This window comes from uncultured Flavobacterium sp. (assembly GCF_963922255.1).
GTDB lineage: Bacteria > Bacteroidota > Bacteroidia > Flavobacteriales > Flavobacteriaceae > Flavobacterium.
In genome coordinates this window covers 1-18,728 of sequence record NZ_CAWUIC010000018.1, presented here as the reverse complement: position 1 = coordinate 18,728, position 18,728 = coordinate 1, and the positions used below count along the sequence as shown (strand labels likewise).

Sequence of the window (18,728 nt, the reverse complement as noted above, 5' to 3'; positions counted from 1 at the left end):
ATACTATAATTATTAACAAGCATTTAAGGCCTAAATTCCATAGAATTTCGTAAATTTAACCAAACACTTTAAGCGATTTAAAACTGTTTAATTTACAAATTTTATGGAATTTATTGATTATTACAAAGTCTTAGGCATTACAAAAAATGCAACTAGTGATGAAATTAAAAAAGCCTATCGAAAACTAGCTCGAAAACTCCATCCAGACATTAATCCAAATGATAAAGAAGCTCATGCCAAATTTCAACAACTCAATGAGGCAAATGAAGTTTTGAGTAATCCCGAAAAGAGAAAGAAATACGATAAGTATGGTAAAGATTGGGAAAAAGGAGAAGAATACGAAAAATACAAACAACAACAGCAACAACGACAATACGCAAATGGCAGCCAACAACAATCTTATGCTGGTGGTAGTTTTGAAGGAGAAGATTTCTCAGATTTCTTTTCTTCTATGTTTGGTAATCAAGGAACTGGTGGCAGACGGAGTCAGCCTAGATATCGCGGACAAGATATTCAAGCCCAACTCCAATTGGATATTAGAGAAGCTTACACAACCCATAAAAAGGAATTTTCTGTAAACGGAAAAAGCATTCGAATTACTATTCCTGCAGGGATTGAAGACCAACAAACCATTAAAATTAACGGTTATGGTGGACCAGGAACCAATAATGGTCCTAATGGTGATTTATATATTACTTTTTCAATTGTAAATACTACTGCTTTCAAACGTGTTGGTAATGATTTGTACATTACACACGATTTAGATTTATACACTGCTGTCTTAGGTGGTGATGTTACTATTAGTGATTTTAAAGCAACTAAATTAAAACTAAAAGTGGCTGCAGGAACGCAAAACGGTACAAAAGTTCGTTTGAAAGGAAAAGGTTTCCCAGTGTATAAAAAAGAAGGACAATTTGGAGATTTATACGTTACTTACAACGTTGTTATTCCTAAAAATCTTTCTGAAAAAGAAACCGAACTGTTTAATGAATTAGCTAAAGTAGCCCAAAAATAAAACAATATGGAAACGAAAGAATTAATTATAGTAGACGTATTTTGTCAAGAATATCAAATAGAAACCAATTTTATTCAAGATTTAGAAGCTTATGGTTTGGTCGAAATTATTGTGCAAGAAGAACAAATGTATTTGGACAGAAATCAATTGGCAACCCTTGAAAAAATTATACGTCTACACAATGAATTAAACATCAACAAAGAAGGTATTGATATTATTTTAAGTTTACAAGAAAAAGAAAATCAATTGCTTAACGAAATAAATTACCTAAAGAATCGATTGCGATTGTATGAATAAAATTAAAAAGCATACTTATATATCAATCCTGCTGTAAACGAACGTGTTAATCCATCTGGTCGCTTTTCTCTTACTGCAAATGGTGTTGCTAAGGTTAACTCAATACTTTTGTTTTGTGAAATGGCATAACCAGTAATCAAATTTCCATTAAGTGTTAAACCATCTGAGTTTTCAATTGTGGTTCTATTTCCAAAAATATTCTCGTAACTATCTTCACCTAAGTGATAAATGAAAAGTAGGTTGGGCTTAAAAGTGAACTTTTTATTGGTATTGATTGTATAAGTCGTTCTAAATAATACATCAGGTTTTCTTTCAAATAAATTGGTGGAAGTAAAATCGTTGGAAGCCGAATATTCATCAAAATAAGAGTTCTTATTGTTGTTAAAAACCGGAATTTGAATAGCTGTATTAAAAAACCACTTTTTGTACTTCAAGCCTAAACCAGCAATCAAATCAAAAGTTCCTAAACTAGCTTGATAATCTAAAGGCAAGGAAATGTCATTTATCTTAGCATTAGAAGTTGTAAACGGAAATTTAAATCCCAATATTGTACTCCAAGTTTTACTATTCTGTTCTTTAAACTTATAATTTCCTGTCAAAAAAGCATCTCCAAACTGACCTCTTGTACCAAAATCACCATCAGCTTGTGAATAAGTAACTTTGGCACTCATAGAAAAGGATGATGAAAAATTTCTTGTGTAAGTAATGTATGGTGATATATATAAAATATCAGCAGCTCCTCCTCCTATTATACCCCCAAAGTCAAGTTGATTTTTAGCAGTACTCAATTCGTCAGTAAATGAATTGCCTACAGAACAAAATCCCGCATCACTACAACCTTGTGCTTGCATTGCAAAACTTCCTAAAACTAAAATTACAAATAATATCTTTTTCATAAATCATTAATTTAAAGAAGCAATGGCAAACAAATGATTGTATTGTTGGCAATGAATTAACACATAATTATATACTTGCAAATCAACTTCATGTGGAATAACGTAGTTTTGACTAGTTGACAAATTACCTAAGTTTACAAATGTTGTAGGAGCATCACTTGTAGATAGATACACTTTTAAATCAGGACCTTCTGAAATAGAAAAATTTTCTAACGATACAAAACGTAAATTCCCTTGTTGATTAATTTCGGCTTCACCCATTACAGTAATTCCTGAAGTTGGACTAAAAACACCGCTTTTTAATGTCGTAATTTGTTCGTTTGGATTTACAGTATTCAATTGTTTTTGAGCTACATCAGATGTATAGATACCTTCTTTTTCGCAAGAAAATAAAAAAGCAATTACCAATATTCCTAAAAATTTCTTAATCATAGCATTTTTTTTCTTTCAAAAATACCTGATAAACTCTAAAATAAATGTAAGCTAGCTAACATTAAAGCTATTTTAATCGAAGTAAGTTTAACGTAAATTGAGATAAGATATTTAATTTTAAAGATGTTATATAATTAAATAAATCAAATATCTTGTGTATAAATTATTAATGATTACATTATATTTTTTTTGGAAAAAAATAAAAAAAATGAGTCTATTGCATATAAAAACAGTTAACAAACCAAAAACTTTGCTTATTGAAACAAACAATGTATTTGGTATAAATAGTCTTGTAAAATATGAAATAATTTATTTAGCATAAGCACCCGAAGAATACGTGAGTTCATAACTGTGCGTGTAAACTTCAAAAACAATTCCGAAAGGATCTTCTACATAACACATTTGATATGGCTTATCATTAGGATAATAAGAACGAATAGGCATACGTTGTTTTCCTCCATGAGCAACAATTTTTGCAACTAAAGTCTCTATGTTAGGATCTTGAATACAAAAATGAAATAGACCAGTATTAAATGGATTAAAAGCAGGAGCTTCTTTTACACCATGAGGAAAAGAAAACAACTCTATTCCTATTCCATCTGATGTAGATAGATGGGCAATTTCAAAAGATTCCCAATCATCTCCAAAAACATCTTTACACATTTGACCTATGGCAGTTTCGGCTTCTTTTTTAACAGTGGAAGGTTCCATAATAACATACCAACCCATAACTTCAGAATAAAATTTTACAGCATCATTAATATTGGGAACGGTTATTCCAATATGAGAAAACGATTTTGGATATTGATCTTTCATAATTTCTTTTTTTTTATTTAATAATGCAAAATTAAACTATATTTGCCACTATGACAATAACTTACTATAAAGTACTATAGTTACCTAAAGGGGTTATTTGTTCATTTACAAATGTTTAAACATAAAAAATAATGCTAAAAAATATAGATTGTCCATTAAATCACACCATGCTTTTAATAGGAAATAAATGGAAACCTCTTTTATTATTTCATCTGCTTGAAGGTCCTTTGCGTTCGGGGGAATTGCAAAAGAGTGTTGCCGGAATATCTAACAAAATGTTCACACAAACAATAAGAGAATTAGAAAAAGATAATTTGGTAGACCGTAAAATATTTCCTGTGGTACCTCCTAAAGTAGAATATACATTAAGTGAAAGAGGAAAATCACTAGAACCTATTCTAAGAAGTTTAGACCAATGGGGATTAGATGATATGAAAAAACACACTAATAAAAAATAAAAATCCTGAATCTAAACTTTGTTAAGATTCAGGATTTGTCAATAAAACACAACTCTATACTAACCAACATGTTGTGTTTTATTTCTTATTTGAATTCAAGTACAAATTCTTCTTTAGGAGTTCGCACTTTCTTCATGGGTGCAATCCAATCGTTTGGTGTATCAGCATAACCTACATACATTAACGAAACGCTTTTTAAACCCAATTTATTTAATTCCAATACTTCGTCGATATGAGTATTATCAAATCCTTCTACCGGAGTACTATCTACTTTTAATTCTGCTGCTTGTGCTAATGCTAAACCTAAAGATATATAGGTTTGTCTCGCAATATGTGCGAAATTTTCTTCAGCAGTTTGTGCTACATAAATCTCTTTTAATTTATCAGTATAACTATCAAAACGACCTCTTTCTAAACCTCGTTCATCGGTAGTATGATTATATACTTTGTCAATTCGTGCCGCAGTGTAACGATCCCAACCTGCAAAAATAATCACATGTGAACAATCGCGCATACATTCTGGATTCAGAGCTCCTTTTACTAACTTTTCTTTTAATTCTTGATTTTCAACTACTACCACTTTAAAAGGTTGTAGTCCAGATGAGCTAGGTGCTAATCGTGCAGCTTCTACAATTTTATCAATATCTTCTTTGCTAACTTTTTTTGAAGAATCATAGGCTTTTACAGCATGTCTCCAATTTAAATCTTCTATTAAACCCATTTTTATTTATATATTATTTGAATACTATTTAATTAATCGTTAGAAACTGTCAATTTTACTGGCATATTTCCTCTCGTAGCATTTGAATAAGGACAAACTTGGTGTGCTTTTTCTATCAAACCTTGTGCTACTTCTAAAGTTACCCCTGGAATATTGGCATGCAATTCAGCTGCTAAACCAAAACCTCCAGCATCATTCGAACCGATGCTAACATTAACAGTAACTGTAGTTGTTCCAGTAGCAATACCTTCTTTTTTTATAACTAAGTTTAAGGCACTATCAAAACAAGCGGAATAACCAGCTGCGAATAACATTTCTGGATTTGCATAATCATCATTTGCTCCACCCAATCCTTTTGGCATTCTAACTTCTAAATCTAGAATTCCGTTTTCACTTTTTACTTGTCCGTTTCTACCACCAGTTGCAGTAGCTTTTGTTGAATACAATGTTTTCATCTTTATTTTTTTGAAATTTTACTAATAATGTTTTTTAAAACTATCAAATCTTCTACAGAAACATCCATCGCTTGCATCAATTTTGTTGGAATACAAGCCGCTTTATCTTTTAACAACTTACCTTTTTCAGTTAAGGTTATCAGCACAATTCGTTCGTCCACTGTGCTCCTATTTCTAGCTACAAAATCTTTAAGTTCCATTCTTTTTAATAAAGGAGTCAAAGTTCCACTATCCAATTTTAATTTATCACCTAACTCGTTAACCGTTTGCTCTTGCTGTTCCCACAAAACCAATAACACTAAATATTGTGGATAGGTCAAGTCCAATTCGTCCAAAAAAGGTCTATATTGATTAATGATTTCCTTAGCAAAAGCATAAACAGGAAAACAAACTTGTTCGCTTAAATGTAATGGATCTTTCATATTCTAAGTTTGACAATGCAAATGTAAAGACTAATTAAATTGTACACAATTTAATTGTGAAAGATTAATAGTATTTTAACGTATGTTTATAAAAAGTTAAACCAAAATCAAACCGAATTAAAATTAAATTGGAGACAGAAAAACTACCAATTCTAGATATATCAACTCTTTTAAACTTTCTGGACTTTTTGAATAAACAGTTTTACTTTTTCCAAAACAACTTCAGGATTTTCTTTATGAGGTGTATGTCCAATTTTAGGAATAATTAATTTTTCAGTAGTACCACTCACCTGCTCAATTATACTTTCCACTTGTTTTAAAGTACCGTATTCATCTTGTTCTCCTTGGATTATCAAAGTCGCACATTGGATAGCGGGCAAAAAGTGTTCTATATTCCAAGTACGAAATTCTTCAGTGGTCCAAGTGTTTGCCCAAGCCCAAAACATAGCTTCTGTATTGTTTCCATGGTACTTTTCCAATTTGGTTTTTAAATCAGCTGTATCATAAAGTGTAATCGCTTGTTTAATACCATTTATCGTAATATTTTCTACAAAAACATGAGCACCTTCTGTGATGATGGCTTGTATTTTTTCGGGATATTTGGCAGCAGCTAACAACGCAATCGAACCACCATCACTATGCCCAAAAAGTATAGGTTGCTCAATATTCCAAAAGTTTAATAAATCAATTAAAATATCGGCTTCCAATTCTAAATAGTTGTTTTCTCTTTTTTCATACGAGAAACCACAGGATTTTCCATAGCCTTGTCGGTCATAGACAAGTACATTGCATTGGGTCAAAGCTCCTACTCTTTCTGGAAAATCTCTCCACAATTCGATGCAACCTAAAGAATCGTGTAAAAAAACAATTGTGGGTTTTCCGGAATGAATCTCGTATCTATTAATAGCAATATCAGCAACAGAAAATGATTTTACATTTGTCATTTATTTTTGTATTACAATGAAAATACTAAGATAAGATCTTAAAATTGTTGTGTGCTAATCGACCAATAATTACCTGCTAAATCATAAAATGAACCTCTAGTATCTGGGTCATCTCCTTTATTTATAGGTTTTTCTATGAGCTCACAGCCATTTTTGATAGCCAAGTCAAAGGTTTTAAAAACATCTGGAACATAAAAATGTAGCATAGTAGTGTGAGCTGGATAGTTTGCTGTACTGTTACTAATCATCAATACACTGTCATCTAATTGCAATTCAACATGAGCAATTCTTCCATTTTCATGATCATATCTCCTCAATTGTTTGGCTTCAAAAATTAAAAGTAGTTGTTTAACTAACTTATCAGCATCATCTACAATTAAATAGGGTGAAAGCGAATTGTAATTTTGTGGTTTATATTGCATATTTTATTAGTTAAGAGGGAATATAAATGTCAAAAGTAGCTCCTTTGTTTAGCTCTCCTTTTGCAACAATGACACCTTTATGGTTTTCAATAATTTTTTTAACGATAGCAAGACCAATTCCGGTTCCATTATATTCTTCTTTTCCGTGCAAACGTTGGAACACTACAAATATCTTTTCACTGTATTCTTGTTCAAAACCAATTCCGTTGTCTGTAAATTGTATGTGACAATAAGTAGCGTCTTTTACCAATTTTTTATTTTTGAATTTTGATCCTAAACCAATTTCACCATCAATTCTTATAATTGGAGGATGATTGTCTTTAGCAAATTTCAACGCATTACTTACAAGGTTAAAAAGCAATTGTCTAAACTGAAAAGGAATCACTTTTACATCACACATTTGTCCTATTTCAATAGTTCCTTTCTTTTTGGATATTTCTTCACTTAAATCTTCTTTAACTTCGTCAATAATGTTTTTTAAGTTAGTTCTTTCAAAGATACGCTCTTGTGTATTTGTTCTTGAATAAGCTAATAAATCTTGAATAAGGGTTTGCATTCTATTCGCTGCTTTTTGCATACGATGAAACTTATCTTTTCCTGAATCAGACAGATTTTTATGTTCCTTTTCATTTAATAGCGATGCAAACGTTTGAATTTTACGCAAGGGTTCTTGTAAATCATGACTAGAAATATAGGCAAAAGACTGCAATTCTTTATTCATTTTTTCAAGATCTGTGTTTTTTTGATGTAGTTCTTTTGTTCTTTCAGTAACTTGTTTTTCGAGCTCATAAGCAAACATTTTTTGGTCTTGAATATCTGTACTGGTTCCAACCCACATAGTAATTTTACCATCTTTATCTCTTTGCGGAATAGCTCTACTTAGTTGCCATCTATATTCACCATTGTATTTACGAAATCGGTGTTCTAATAAGAAATCCTTACCGGTTTGAATTGAAGTTGTCCATTCATGAATGTTTAAAGGTCTATCATCTGGATGCACTATATCCAACCATCCTTTTTTTTCTATTTCTTCTAAACTCATTCCTGAAAAGTCGATTATAGATTGGTTAAAATAATTTAAATTACCTTCAGGATCAGCCGTCCAAACATGTTGTGGCATCGAATCGGCTAATAAACGGAATTTTTCTTCACGTTCAAGTAGTTGCTGTTGAAATTGTTTTTCTTGCGTTATATCACGTTTTGTTCCTAATATTCTATCTGGTTTATTTTCTGTATCATAAAAAACTTTTCCTTTTGTTTCAATCCAATGTGTACTACCATCTTCCCAGTTTATCCTTATTTCATAATGCAGAATTCCTGTTTGATAAGCAAGTTCGTATGACTTTTCTCTTGGTTCAACATCATCTGGATGAATATGTCTCAATAATTCTGTATGTGGAACATATTCCTCTTCAAAAACACCAAAAATCTCCTGACAACGCTTCGAACTTATAGTTTCTTTTGTTTTTACATTAAGTTCCCAAACACCCAATTCACTGGCATCAATAACGACATTTAATCGTTCTTCATTTTGTTCAATTCTCAATCTGGCTTCTACTCTATCCGTCACATCATTAACCGTAATCATAATCCCAGAAACCTTTTCATCAGGGCCGTAGAGTGCTTTATATTCAAAATCTAAATAAAACTTTTTCATTCCATCATCACCCATTACAAAGGCTTCAGATTCTTTTTCAGTATGACAAATTCCTGTGGAATAAACTTTGTGTAACAATTCAGGATATTTTTGTTCCTTTAATTCAGGAAAAACATCAATTATCGATCTTCCTAGAATATCACTTTCTTTTTTTCGCCATATATTTTCATACATTACTTTGTTGGCCGATTCAATGATGTAATTACTACCTCTAAGTATAGTCATAGGTATAGGTGACTGCATAACCATTGTTCTAAAATGGGTTTCGCTTTCCTCTAATAAATGCTTAGCATTAACAGTATTGGTAACTTCAGTTGCCACAACCATAATACCTGAGATTTCACCATTATCTTCTTTCAGAGGATGATATACTAAGTTAAAGTACGCTTGCTCCATCTTGCCATAACGATTTAAAGTAGCAGGTAATTCTGGAGAATAAAAAGGTTCTCCTGAACGAATAACTTCATGAAACAAAGGTTCTACTAAGTCTTTAACTTCTGGTAAAGCATCAAATAGTGGTTTGCCAATAAATTCTTCTTCCTTACGATCAACTAATAATAAATAATTTTTATTAGCCATTTCTGTAATAAAGTCTTTGCCTCTAAAAATAGCAATGCCAAGAGGTGCTTGTGCGACAGAATCTCTAAAGCGTTTTTCACTTTCTTCTACTTTCTGTTTAGCTTCATGAAGTTCTGTTACTTCAGCTGCCGTGTTCATTACAGCATATACATTTCCTGTTGAATCAAATAAAGGTGTAAAACTATAGTTAAAATAATAAGCTCTTAATTGGTTATCAATAAGAAGATCTACACGTTGATTTTTAGCATGAAAGGCAATACCTGAACTAAGAACTCCTTGAAGCTGTTCAAATATTTGTTGATTTTCGAGTTCGGGCAGTATTTCTGTATATAATTTTCCAACAACATCATTTCCTTTTCCCCAAGCATCCATTATGGATTGGTTAGCCAAAGCAATTCGTAATTCTTTACCGACATAAACACCAATCGGGAAAGGAGCACTTTCTACTAATGCACGAATGCTTTGTTCACTTTCCTCTACTTTTATTCTTGCAGCAACTTGAGCCGTTACATCAAAACCAATAGCCATAATGCCATTAACATTTCCTTCAAAATCGTAAAGCGCATCAAAAGAAAAATTAATATATACTGTTTCTAAAACGTTGTTTCTTTTTATTTGAACCGGCATTTCTTGTGTAGCAAATCGATTTCTTGTCTTTACTACATCATCCAAAAAAACTTTTATTCCTTGAGTCGAAAGCTCAGGCATTGCTTCAAAAAGCGGTAATTCTATTACTTGCTCTTCTGTTCTTCCCCAAAGTTCCAAAGCAAATTTATTAGCTATTTCTACTTTATAATCATGACCACGTAATATTGCAATAGCCATAGGTGCTTGAAGAATCATTAATCGAAGGTTTTGTTCGTTTTCCTTAATTTTTTCTCTAGCAACTACCTTTTCGGTTACATCTTCTAATGTTCCGTTTAAACGATAAGCTATATGTTCATCATTAAACCACACTTTACCTTTAGCATGCACTGTAATTTGTTTGTTCGTATTTGGATTTATAATACTGTATTCTAAATCAAGTATTTCACCTGAATTAGAATGTAAAACAGACATTAATGCATTTATAACTCTTTCTCTATCTGCTGCTGCAATAGCTTTCATTGCATCTGTCAGATTAATTTCATCTACATTGGATAAACCAAACCATTCTTTTACCCTATTGTTTGCAGTAAATGTATTTGTAATTGGGTTATAGTCAAAGGTTCCTAATTGTGTTGCTTCAATAGCAAACTCTAATTGATTCTTACTATCTAATATTGCTTCATCAACTTTTTTCTTATGGGTAGTTTCGGTAACGGTTACCAAAACACCTCCAACTTCACCATTTTCTAACCTAATAGGACTATAAGCAAAATCAAAACAACAATTTTCTACATAACCATTCCGATCTAATGGGAGCATGAAATCTGAAAAGCTTACTGATTTTCCCCGCATGACATCATCAAACATAGATCCTATAATATCCCAAATTTCTGAAAATGTTTGTTTAGTACTACTACCTAATGCATCAGGATGTTTGGTTGTGCCAAGTATCGGACGATATCCATCATTATATATTTGAGTATATTCTTTTCCCCAAGCAATATACATTCCAAATGGATTTTCAAGCATAACCGAAACCATAGTTTGTAAACTTTGTGGCCAATTAAGTGGATCACCTATGGGAGTTTTACTCCAATCTTTTGCTCTAATGAGATTTCCCATTTCACTACCACCTTTAAGGAAATAAGGTATTTTAGTTTTGCTTTCCATTAAGTTATTTATATGAAGTAAATAATAAATTTTATTTAAAATGACATTAAATCATAGAACCATAGTAAATTGATGTAAATAGTAAGTTAAAAAATATAAATGACTAAACCATTTAAACAAATATAAAAACATTTTTTTGAAATCTACTTTAAAGTTAGATAATAAGTATAATTTTTTATAGAGACTTTTTATCAAGATTTTATACACTAATAAAATTATTTTACTCTAAATGGGCCAAAAAAAAAACAATCTTAAAATTGGTAAAATACCTCTTTTAAGATTGTTCTATTTATAAACTAAATAAAAAATTATTCTTTTCTAAAAAATGCTTTTAACTCTTTCAAATCATAAGTAACAGTGTCTTCTGTTATCCAATTAGTTGCTGTTTTTTTTGAATCATCAACAGACAACCATCTCTCTCCACATTTTTCAATAATATAATCTGAACTTTTTTCTCCTTTATGTGTTGGTTCTTGAGAGTTTGTATTAACCTTACTAAAAGCAATCACAAAATGTTGTCCTTCTTTAAATTTAGTTAAAAATGGTCTACAAATGTTTACATCTCCACCCCAAACGGTAATTTTTCTTCTTTTTTCTTCTCCTTTATATATTTCAACCACTTCAACTTCCATAGAAATTGGAATTTGTTCCCCATAAATATTTTTATATGTCAAATATTTATTCACTTTAACCAAGGCAACAAATTCTGTTGTAGGAGCTACAGTCTTAAATTCATCTTGACTATTACAATCACATGCAAATGAAAATTGTCCAATGGTTAAACAAATTAGGGTTAAAAATATTGAAATATGCTTCATAATAAAAGGTTTATTTTAGTGTAAGGTTGTGTTTAAATAACTTAATCATCAAAATAATGACAAACAAATGTAAATTAAAATTTTAAATTTACCAACAGAGTTATTACAAAATCACAAAGATTTTATAATTCATGAATTTTTCAACTTCATAATGGTCTTGTTTTTCTTTATATTATTTATTAAAACATCCATTTATGCATAAACTCTACGCGTTTATAGCTATTCCTTACAATTTAATTAAGAGATCTGCTATTTTTTTTAAATCAGATTCAATAATTTCCGTTGTTGGTGCTAATGGAAAAATTTGTTGACCTGGTCGACTGATAAATGCGGCTCTCCAACCTGCCCATAAGGCACCTGCTACATCCCAGCCATGTGCTGCAATTAGCATGGCTTCATTAGGTTTAATTCCCATTTTTCTAGCTCCCCATTCATAAGTTTCCCTAAATGGTTTGAATTTTCCAACCTCTTCTACACTTAATCGCTCATCAAAAAACTCCGTTAATCCAGCACTTTCAAATTGTTTTTTAACACCCTCATTAGATGAATTTGTAAAAGAGACTAGTTTATATCCGTTTTCCTTAAGTTGACCTAAAGCCTCTTTTACTTCCGGATGAGCAGGTAAACCTCGAAGAGCGTTAATAATTATTTCACGTGATTTTTGTTCTGTAATTGTAATATCATTATTTGCGGCAACCATTTGTAGGCTAGCTGCACCGATATTTCCAAAATGTTCATATTGACCACTAGCAGTAGTGACTAATGAGTATTGTAGCATTGTTGTAAACCATAGAGAAAGTAAATCCTCCCTGCCATTCAAAGCTTTACCGACCTGTTGTTTCATTTGTGTTAAATCCAATAAGGTTTCATTAACATCAAAAAACAAAACTTTTGGTCTTTCTTTTTTAATTGTTTTCATAGTATTTGTGTTTGTTTGTCCTATCACAATGGAAGGAGCCATCATTGATGTAGTTCCTAATACTCCAAGGTTTTTTATAAAACTTCTTCTATTATTTTGCATTTGTATTATAATTTTAAGTAATTTATTATCGATATAATACTCTTCTACACGACAATTTTTTAGATGATAATTTCTTACTTGATAAGAAGATGCAAACCATTTGGTCTAAACATCCAAATATTTAATTTATATTGTTTCTTTTTTCCAAGCAAATTTTTGAAAAGGTGCGTCTACGGGTGTATTAGCAATATGATTAGTATAATTACTAATTATTTTTTGAGATAATCCTAAAATGATTTCCAAAACTTGTCTTTCTCCATAACCAGCCTCATAAAAAGTATTCAAATCATCCGCTGTAACTTGCCCACGATTGCGAACAATCTTTAAAGTAAAATCGTGTAAAACTTGCAATTTTTCTGTTGGCATTTGTGTACCGTTTCTCAATGCTTCGCTCAATGATGCATCAACTTTCATCATATTTGCAATAGCGGTATGAGCAGGTACACAATAATGACATTCATGTTCCACATTAATAGTTTGCCAAACAACAGTCTTTTCATCCTTGTCAAAAGATGAAGCTAAAAACAGTCTATGTAAATTTTGATAAGCTTCTAAAATATTTGGTGATCCTGCTAATACTCCATGTAAACCCGGTATCATGCCATTTTGTTTTAGAGATTGTTCTAATAAACCTTTACTCTCTTCTGGGGCAGTTTCGATGTTGTGAACTTTTAAAGTTGTCATAATTTAAATTTTAATAGTGATTTGTATTTTATAACTAAACAAATGGTTAGTTATGAGTTAAAAAAATGTTACTTGTTTAAAAAAATATTTTCAATGTAATTAATTAGCTGTTTTTGAGTAAAAATTCGGGTAGCTGAAGATAATCCAAACATCGATATTATTAAAAAATCCGTTAGTTTTTCAATGTTTTCGAAATCAATAGAATTGTCTTTACTTAAAGTTTCTCTGAATACTTGCTTTACATCTTGTGTAAACTGCATTAGAGCATCTTTGATTTGTTGGTCTGCTCCTGCTCCAATTTCATTTACAGTATTTGTTACCAAACAACCTTTTCCAAATTCTGTTTCTTTTGTAAAATCAATAAAGTCATAGAAATATTCTTTAATACCTAACATACCTTTTTCAGAACATTTCAAAGTATTTAAGAGACTATTTAGCTTTTGCTTATAGCATTTTAAACTCTCAAGAAACACCCCGTTTTTACTGCCAAAGCTAGAGTAAATGGAAAATTTATTAATTCCCATTTCTTTTTCAAGCATATGCATTGACGTAGTTTCATAACCATTTCGCCAAAATAAATACATAGCTTTTTCTATTACTTCTTCCTCGTTATAATTTTTTGATCTAGGCATTTTTATTACATAAAAAAACAAAACTAAACAATCAGTTAGTAATAATAAAGTGTTTTAACGAATATTTTAAATTTATACGTTTACTTGATCCGGAAAAGGTGTTCTCAAAGGAACGTTAAAATTATTTCTTTTTCAGACGTTTGATAATTGTATAAGGTTTTCCTAATAATGATTTTTGAATTATAAAGAAGAATATGAAAAATTAAAAGTGGAATGTCAAAAAATACTTAAAAAAAACGGTTAGTTGAGAGGCTAATAATAAAGAGGCATAGGATTTATTTTATTTAGATAATTCTGAAACAGATAAAAAAAAAAAGATATATAGATTTAATAAAAGTAATAATATAAAGGGTAAATGGTTTAAATTATAATTCAGCCTTTAAAGTCATTTATGTTCCTGAAGAAAATAATATAATTTACAATTACTTTGAAATACCAAAAATTAGTCAACAATCTTTATTAGGAATATGTGATAAATTTATTAATGGACCAAGAGAGTTTTATAAAGGAAAAGAAATTTACTTTGATGTTATTCAGACGCTAATCAGAACTAAAGAAATATAAATACGGTTGTTAACAACCATTAATTCATCTTGTTTTGGTATATTTTTAATATAATCATCTTGGATTGATAAACCATATTAAATAAGTGCATTTTCCTCCAAAGTTTAAGATGAATCAAATTAATTGAATCGTTAAGTATATAAAAAAACAACAGAAAAAGTCAGAATTAATATATCAAAATTGACACTTATTATTTTTAATGAACAGAACAAATTAGTAACGGAAAAAAGGGTTTAAAGTGCTGATTTACTGGCTTTCAAAACAAAAAAAAACAATTTAGAAAAATGATGTTTATCGCTAGAAAAACTCAATTATAAGCACTTCAAATTTTAGAATTTTGGGTGTGTGTTAAAAATAAACCACTTTAAAATTGCATTTAAAGTGGTCAAAAAAAAATGATTTTTAATTTTTATTAATAAGTTAGGAATTGTACAACGGTTACCATTGTTAGCTGTTGCCTTTTTATAAACTACTCTCCAGAGGAAATTGTTTTAAAGTTAACTATTATGTATCATCTTTCACGAAATTTTTAAACTTGTCATACTTAAACTTCCAGCTAAAAGTTTGTCATTAAAAAGGTTTATAGACTCTCCTTTTTCTTGAAGCCCAAGACTGTAGATTAATGGCAAATAATGATCCGGTGTAGGAATTGCCAATTGAAAAGCTTTTGATTGCTTGTGGTAATCTATGAGTGGTTGGTAATTGCCTTGGAGTAGATAGTTGTTGATAGTTGATCTTGCTTCAACTGCCCAGTCATAGCCATAATCGTCTTTATGTGCGTTGGCAAAATCAATCATGCCTAAATTGTGAATAATATTACCACTGCCTATTATTAAAATTCCTTTATTTCGAAGGCTTCGTAATTGTTGTGCTAATTCATAATGTTGTTGAGGAGATTTGTTGTAATCAATACTCAATTGAATTACGGGTATATTAGCTTCTGGATAAAGGTGTTTTATTACACTCCAAGCACCATGGTCTAAACCCCATTTTTCATCTAACTCTACCAAGGCGGGCGATAAAAGTGTTTTGGTTTCTTGAGCGAGTGACGGAATTCCCTTCGCTGGATATTGAACGTCAAATAAGGCTTGTGGAAAACCACCAAAGTCGTGAATTGTTTTTGGCATTTCCATAGCTGTCACTTTAGTGCCATTTGTAAGCCAGTGGGCAGACACACAGAGTATAGCATTAGGAGTTGGTATTGTTTTGGCAATATCTCTAAAACCTCTAACAAATTCATTTTCTTCAATCGCATTCATTGGGCTACCGTGGCCTAAAAAAAGCACAGGCATTTTTTCTGTTTTTGGTAGCTCATCCGATAATTTAGTTAAATCATTTATTTTCATACCTAAACCAGTTAATGGGAGTAATCCTAGTAATTTGAGAAATTCTATTCTATTCATGATTTTTACATTTGTACACTAAACTATTTAGATAGCCATTCTTGTAAAGTGGTGGTTGATTTTCCAAGTAGGCGGTCTGAACTATCAGGATTTCCTGCTTCTTTTGTTTTCTCGAAATACTCAAACACAGGAATAATTTCCTTGAGTTTTTTATTGCCTGTTATAGAAGCCATTAATTTAAGTATCCAAAATGGTGCATTGTTAACTTTTGAAATGTTTGGATGCTTTACTTTTATATATTGTTCTAAAGCTTCTTTTATGGTCAATCCTTCTGGACCATAGGTAGTGAATTCTTGATTGAAGTTTTCTGTGTTTTGATAGGCATTGACTATACGTTTACCAAAATCTTCGGATGCAATGAACCTGATTTTTAGTGGTTGTTTACCTATTACATTGGCTTTCCCATCTTGTATCATTAATGCCAATGATTCCATAAACCACGTAGGTCTAAAAATCATATACGGAATTCCGCTTGATTTAAGAAGTTGTTCAGATTCATATTTAGCTTTTATGAAGGGCATAGCAGTATTTTCTTTACATACTGTGGCACCACTTACATAACTAATGAGTTTTATGTTGTTTTTCTTAGCGACTTTTATAATTCTTTGTACAGCACCGAACTCGTCTAATTGTCCTAAGGTGATATGTATGGCATCACAATCTTTAATAGCTAGTTCCAAGTCGGAATCTTTAAAGACATCTCCTTGTACAATTTCATGGTTGGTAAACTTTTTAGCATCAATGTTTCGAGAAAAAAGTTTGAGTTGAAATCCTGCATTACCAAACGCTTTTATTGTTTCTCGAGCTACTAATCCGCTAGCTCCTAATATTGCTATTTTTTTTATTGCTTTTTCTGACATGATTATAAAATTTAGTTGAAATCAGTATTTTTAAATTGATTTATATTTTCAGAAATGAGGTAGTTTAAAAAAACTATTTTACTAAAAAAGGTACTTTTTTAGTTCTACCCCAAACCACAAAAGCAGCAAGTATAAAGAAGAAAATGTTCATTCCGATAAGTGATGCTTCTCCTCTTGAAATATGAAATATACTTGCAGCTATCATAAGAGCAATGGTTCCGTAAGCAGCAAAAACAGATAGTTTGGGCTGTATTTTAAAAGCTGCTGGTAAAATGATCCCTATACCACCAAGTAAATCTATGATTCCTGTAAATGTAAGTAGCCCAGGATTATCCAATGCCCATGGTAGCATTTTTGCAGTTTCTTCAATAGGTTGAAACAATTTTGCGTATGCTGCCCAAATTAGGGTTAGTGCAATAAGGCCTTGTGCTATCCAAAGTAATACGTTTAATACTTTTGGGGTTTTAGAATTTGCTATTGTAGTCATTTTTTATGTTTTTAAATTAATAGTGCAAATTTCATCCATGCAACCTAGTTATGCATTAATGTAGATTAAGAAATTAAAGTGCGTGCTTAAGCTGTTGTTTTTTAATCGTTAAATAGTCAAGATTATACTTGTTGGGTTCGGTTCTAAGCGGCTGCACACTTGTTGAAATGCCTGTAGATTTAGAAATGGTATTTATTTTCTCTGGATTATTTGTTAATAGTTTTATAGATGCAACACCCAGAAAATCAATCACATTGGCAACGATATCAAACGTTCTTAAATCGGTGTCAAAACCCAATGAATGATTGGCGGCTATGGTGTCTTGCCCTTCGTCTTGCAAAGCGTAAGCATTTACCTTATTAAAAAGACCAATTCCGCGTCCTTCTTGTTTCAAGTAGATAACGGCTCCTTCTTTTTTTTCTGATATCAACTTTAAACTGGCTTCAAGTTGTTCGCCACAATCGCATTTTAGTGAGGTAAAAACATCACCAGTTAAACATTCTGAGTGCACGCGTATCAAAACATCATCCTTTGACCTCAAATCGCCCATAGAGACGATTAAATGTTCTTTGGAATCTTGTTCACTTTTAAATGAAACAATGTTAAACACCCCATATTTAGTTGGTAATTTGGCTGTATTAGAAAACTGTACTTTTTCTTTATGAAATAACATAGTGGTAATTATTAATGTCTAGCTAATTAAAATGCTCCGTGCAAAGGTTGTTAATTAAATAGTTTTAGACCTTAATCTATATTAATAAATAAAAGTGAAGTGCTTAATCCTTTTTGGTAATCTTGTTTCTTATAGTACTCAAGGCTTCGGGCGTAATTCCAAGATAGGATGCAATCATTTTTTGAGGTATTCGATTGGGTAGTTCTGGATATGTTTGCAGAAAGTATTCATAGCGCTCTCTAGCTGACGCACTCATTAACGATAAAATACGTCTTTGCATAACACCTATTCTTTTTGTTAATGCTTCTAAAATTGAATTAAACTCATTCATGTTTTTTTCTGATTGCGAAAAATCACTTACCTCTATAATTACGATTTCTGAATTTTCAATGGCTTCTATGAAAAGTACTGTTTCATTGTTAAAGGCTTGAGATTCTATATCTGAAGCAATCCAGCCTTCAGATGCGAACATAAAAATGTGTTCTTTTCCTTTTTCATCAATAATATAGCTTTTTAAAAGGCCTTTTTTTACATAAAACGCCTTAGCCAATTTTTGACCAGCACTTTGAAGAATAGCTCCTTTTGAGAATGATTTTGTATTTCCAGTATTTTTAAAAATTTCATCAAACATTTATTCAGGACGGGTTATAATTATGCACAACGTTTTGCCTTTAGTTTGCATTATTAAATAAATAACTAATTTTCCGAACAGGA

The 18,728-nt window shown here is 31.1% G+C and carries 21 protein-coding genes; 3 read left to right on the top strand and 18 right to left on the bottom strand.

The features are described 5' to 3' along the window. Window positions 1–103: 103 nt before the first annotated feature. Together AABJ49_RS12815 and AABJ49_RS12810 are read left to right on the top strand one after the other, a co-directional pair. Window positions 104–1,015 carry a J domain-containing protein gene (locus AABJ49_RS12815; protein WP_338378681.1) on the top strand — a complete coding sequence of 304 codons (912 nt, stop codon included), beginning with the start codon at window positions 104–106 and terminating at the stop codon, window positions 1,013–1,015. 6 nt (window positions 1,016–1,021) lie between these two features. After that, window positions 1,022–1,312, top strand: a complete 291-nt coding sequence (locus AABJ49_RS12810; protein ID WP_338378680.1) for a chaperone modulator CbpM — start codon at window positions 1,022–1,024, stop codon at window positions 1,310–1,312. Between the two features lie 2 nt (window positions 1,313–1,314). On the opposite strand, the gene AABJ49_RS12805 is transcribed toward AABJ49_RS12810, so the two are convergent. The 3 genes from AABJ49_RS12805 to AABJ49_RS12795 form a co-directional block, all read right to left on the bottom strand. After that, complete coding sequence (locus AABJ49_RS12805) at window positions 1,315–2,208, bottom strand: hypothetical protein (RefSeq protein ID WP_338378679.1); 894 nt, start codon at window positions 2,206–2,208, stop codon at window positions 1,315–1,317. Window positions 2,209–2,214: 6 nt separating this feature from the next. Then, window positions 2,215–2,640, bottom strand: coding sequence for a DM13 domain-containing protein (locus AABJ49_RS12800; RefSeq protein WP_338378678.1), 426 nt, complete (start codon window positions 2,638–2,640; stop codon window positions 2,215–2,217). Between the two features lie 309 nt (window positions 2,641–2,949). After that, entirely contained in the window at window positions 2,950–3,456 is a 507-nt protein-coding gene (locus AABJ49_RS12795; protein ID WP_338378677.1) for a VOC family protein, read from the bottom strand. Window positions 3,457–3,587: 131 nt separating this feature from the next. Here AABJ49_RS12795 and AABJ49_RS12790 point away from each other — a divergent pair, with 131 nt between their 5' ends. Next, window positions 3,588–3,914, top strand: coding sequence for a helix-turn-helix domain-containing protein (locus tag AABJ49_RS12790; RefSeq protein WP_338378676.1), 327 nt, complete (start codon window positions 3,588–3,590; stop codon window positions 3,912–3,914). An 85-nt stretch (window positions 3,915–3,999) separates the two neighbouring features. Here AABJ49_RS12790 and AABJ49_RS12785 read toward each other — a convergent pair whose 3' ends face one another. From AABJ49_RS12785 to AABJ49_RS12715, 15 genes are all read right to left on the bottom strand, one after another. Beyond that, window positions 4,000–4,635 (bottom strand): NAD(P)H-dependent oxidoreductase, encoded by a 636-nt coding sequence (locus tag AABJ49_RS12785; protein ID WP_338378675.1) that lies wholly within the window; start codon window positions 4,633–4,635, stop codon window positions 4,000–4,002. A gap of 32 nt (window positions 4,636–4,667) precedes the next feature. Further along, complete coding sequence (locus AABJ49_RS12780; protein ID WP_338378674.1) at window positions 4,668–5,090, bottom strand: organic hydroperoxide resistance protein; 423 nt, start codon at window positions 5,088–5,090, stop codon at window positions 4,668–4,670. A gap of 2 nt (window positions 5,091–5,092) precedes the next feature. Then, the gene (locus AABJ49_RS12775) at window positions 5,093–5,512 is read right to left on the bottom strand and encodes a MarR family transcriptional regulator (protein ID WP_338378673.1); all 420 of its coding nucleotides are present in this window, start codon (window positions 5,510–5,512) and stop codon (window positions 5,093–5,095) included. A 170-nt stretch (window positions 5,513–5,682) separates the two neighbouring features. Beyond that, window positions 5,683–6,456 carry an alpha/beta hydrolase gene (locus tag AABJ49_RS12770; protein WP_338378672.1) on the bottom strand — a complete coding sequence of 258 codons (774 nt, stop codon included), beginning with the start codon at window positions 6,454–6,456 and terminating at the stop codon, window positions 5,683–5,685. 38 nt (window positions 6,457–6,494) lie between these two features. Continuing rightward, window positions 6,495–6,878, bottom strand: a complete 384-nt coding sequence (locus AABJ49_RS12765) for a VOC family protein (protein WP_338378671.1) — start codon at window positions 6,876–6,878, stop codon at window positions 6,495–6,497. 10 nt (window positions 6,879–6,888) lie between these two features. Beyond that, the gene (locus tag AABJ49_RS12760; protein WP_338378670.1) at window positions 6,889–10,872 is read right to left on the bottom strand and encodes a PAS domain-containing protein; all 3,984 of its coding nucleotides are present in this window, start codon (window positions 10,870–10,872) and stop codon (window positions 6,889–6,891) included. Between the two features lie 308 nt (window positions 10,873–11,180). Continuing rightward, entirely contained in the window at window positions 11,181–11,690 is a 510-nt protein-coding gene (locus AABJ49_RS12755) for a hypothetical protein (RefSeq protein ID WP_338378669.1), read from the bottom strand. Between the two features lie 226 nt (window positions 11,691–11,916). Continuing rightward, entirely contained in the window at window positions 11,917–12,711 is a 795-nt protein-coding gene (locus AABJ49_RS12750) for a haloacid dehalogenase type II (RefSeq protein ID WP_338378668.1), read from the bottom strand. Window positions 12,712–12,837: 126 nt separating this feature from the next. Further along, the gene (locus tag AABJ49_RS12745) at window positions 12,838–13,395 is read right to left on the bottom strand and encodes a carboxymuconolactone decarboxylase family protein (RefSeq protein ID WP_338378667.1); all 558 of its coding nucleotides are present in this window, start codon (window positions 13,393–13,395) and stop codon (window positions 12,838–12,840) included. Between the two features lie 68 nt (window positions 13,396–13,463). Continuing rightward, window positions 13,464–14,027, bottom strand: a complete 564-nt coding sequence (locus AABJ49_RS12740; RefSeq protein WP_338378666.1) for a TetR/AcrR family transcriptional regulator — start codon at window positions 14,025–14,027, stop codon at window positions 13,464–13,466. A 1,082-nt stretch (window positions 14,028–15,109) separates the two neighbouring features. Further along, entirely contained in the window at window positions 15,110–15,937 is an 828-nt protein-coding gene (gene ygiD / locus AABJ49_RS12735; RefSeq protein WP_338378708.1) for a 4,5-DOPA dioxygenase extradiol, read from the bottom strand. Between the two features lie 80 nt (window positions 15,938–16,017). Then, complete coding sequence (locus AABJ49_RS12730; protein ID WP_338378665.1) at window positions 16,018–16,854, bottom strand: NAD(P)H-binding protein; 837 nt, start codon at window positions 16,852–16,854, stop codon at window positions 16,018–16,020. A 73-nt stretch (window positions 16,855–16,927) separates the two neighbouring features. Next, window positions 16,928–17,341: a DoxX family protein gene (locus AABJ49_RS12725; RefSeq protein WP_338378664.1), complete on the bottom strand. Its 414-nt coding sequence runs from the start codon at window positions 17,339–17,341 to the stop codon at window positions 16,928–16,930. 73 nt (window positions 17,342–17,414) lie between these two features. Beyond that, a complete protein-coding gene (gene ribA, locus AABJ49_RS12720) occupies window positions 17,415–18,014 on the bottom strand; it encodes a GTP cyclohydrolase II (RefSeq protein WP_338378663.1) in 600 nt (199 codons plus the stop codon). Between the two features lie 103 nt (window positions 18,015–18,117). Then, window positions 18,118–18,645 (bottom strand): Crp/Fnr family transcriptional regulator, encoded by a 528-nt coding sequence (locus AABJ49_RS12715; RefSeq protein WP_338378662.1) that lies wholly within the window; start codon window positions 18,643–18,645, stop codon window positions 18,118–18,120. Window positions 18,646–18,728 lie beyond the last annotated feature (83 nt).

What these genes read in the sequence shown, in the direction of transcription:
- AABJ49_RS12815 (WP_338378681.1), top strand. Translation starts at nt 104, where the DNA reads ATGGAATTTATTGATTATTACAAAGTCTTAGGCATTACAAAAAATGCA.
- AABJ49_RS12810 (WP_338378680.1), top strand. Translation starts at nt 1,022, where the DNA reads ATGGAAACGAAAGAATTAATTATAGTAGACGTATTTTGTCAAGAATAT.
- AABJ49_RS12805 (WP_338378679.1), bottom strand. Translation starts at nt 2,208, where the DNA reads ATGAAAAAGATATTATTTGTAATTTTAGTTTTAGGAAGTTTTGCAATG.
- AABJ49_RS12800 (WP_338378678.1), bottom strand. Translation starts at nt 2,640, where the DNA reads ATGATTAAGAAATTTTTAGGAATATTGGTAATTGCTTTTTTATTTTCT.
- AABJ49_RS12795 (WP_338378677.1), bottom strand. Translation starts at nt 3,456, where the DNA reads ATGAAAGATCAATATCCAAAATCGTTTTCTCATATTGGAATAACCGTT.
- AABJ49_RS12790 (WP_338378676.1), top strand. Translation starts at nt 3,588, where the DNA reads ATGCTAAAAAATATAGATTGTCCATTAAATCACACCATGCTTTTAATA.
- AABJ49_RS12785 (WP_338378675.1), bottom strand. Translation starts at nt 4,635, where the DNA reads ATGGGTTTAATAGAAGATTTAAATTGGAGACATGCTGTAAAAGCCTAT.
- AABJ49_RS12780 (WP_338378674.1), bottom strand. Translation starts at nt 5,090, where the DNA reads ATGAAAACATTGTATTCAACAAAAGCTACTGCAACTGGTGGTAGAAAC.
- AABJ49_RS12775 (WP_338378673.1), bottom strand. Translation starts at nt 5,512, where the DNA reads ATGAAAGATCCATTACATTTAAGCGAACAAGTTTGTTTTCCTGTTTAT.
- AABJ49_RS12770 (WP_338378672.1), bottom strand. Translation starts at nt 6,456, where the DNA reads ATGACAAATGTAAAATCATTTTCTGTTGCTGATATTGCTATTAATAGA.
- AABJ49_RS12765 (WP_338378671.1), bottom strand. Translation starts at nt 6,878, where the DNA reads ATGCAATATAAACCACAAAATTACAATTCGCTTTCACCCTATTTAATT.
- AABJ49_RS12760 (WP_338378670.1), bottom strand. Translation starts at nt 10,872, where the DNA reads ATGGAAAGCAAAACTAAAATACCTTATTTCCTTAAAGGTGGTAGTGAA.
- AABJ49_RS12755 (WP_338378669.1), bottom strand. Translation starts at nt 11,690, where the DNA reads ATGAAGCATATTTCAATATTTTTAACCCTAATTTGTTTAACCATTGGA.
- AABJ49_RS12750 (WP_338378668.1), bottom strand. Translation starts at nt 12,711, where the DNA reads ATGCAAAATAATAGAAGAAGTTTTATAAAAAACCTTGGAGTATTAGGA.
- AABJ49_RS12745 (WP_338378667.1), bottom strand. Translation starts at nt 13,395, where the DNA reads ATGACAACTTTAAAAGTTCACAACATCGAAACTGCCCCAGAAGAGAGT.
- AABJ49_RS12740 (WP_338378666.1), bottom strand. Translation starts at nt 14,027, where the DNA reads ATGCCTAGATCAAAAAATTATAACGAGGAAGAAGTAATAGAAAAAGCT.
- ygiD (WP_338378708.1), bottom strand. Translation starts at nt 15,937, where the DNA reads ATGAAAATAAATGATTTAACTAAATTATCGGATGAGCTACCAAAAACA.
- AABJ49_RS12730 (WP_338378665.1), bottom strand. Translation starts at nt 16,854, where the DNA reads ATGTCAGAAAAAGCAATAAAAAAAATAGCAATATTAGGAGCTAGCGGA.
- AABJ49_RS12725 (WP_338378664.1), bottom strand. Translation starts at nt 17,341, where the DNA reads ATGACTACAATAGCAAATTCTAAAACCCCAAAAGTATTAAACGTATTA.
- ribA (WP_338378663.1), bottom strand. Translation starts at nt 18,014, where the DNA reads ATGTTATTTCATAAAGAAAAAGTACAGTTTTCTAATACAGCCAAATTA.
- AABJ49_RS12715 (WP_338378662.1), bottom strand. Translation starts at nt 18,645, where the DNA reads ATGTTTGATGAAATTTTTAAAAATACTGGAAATACAAAATCATTCTCA.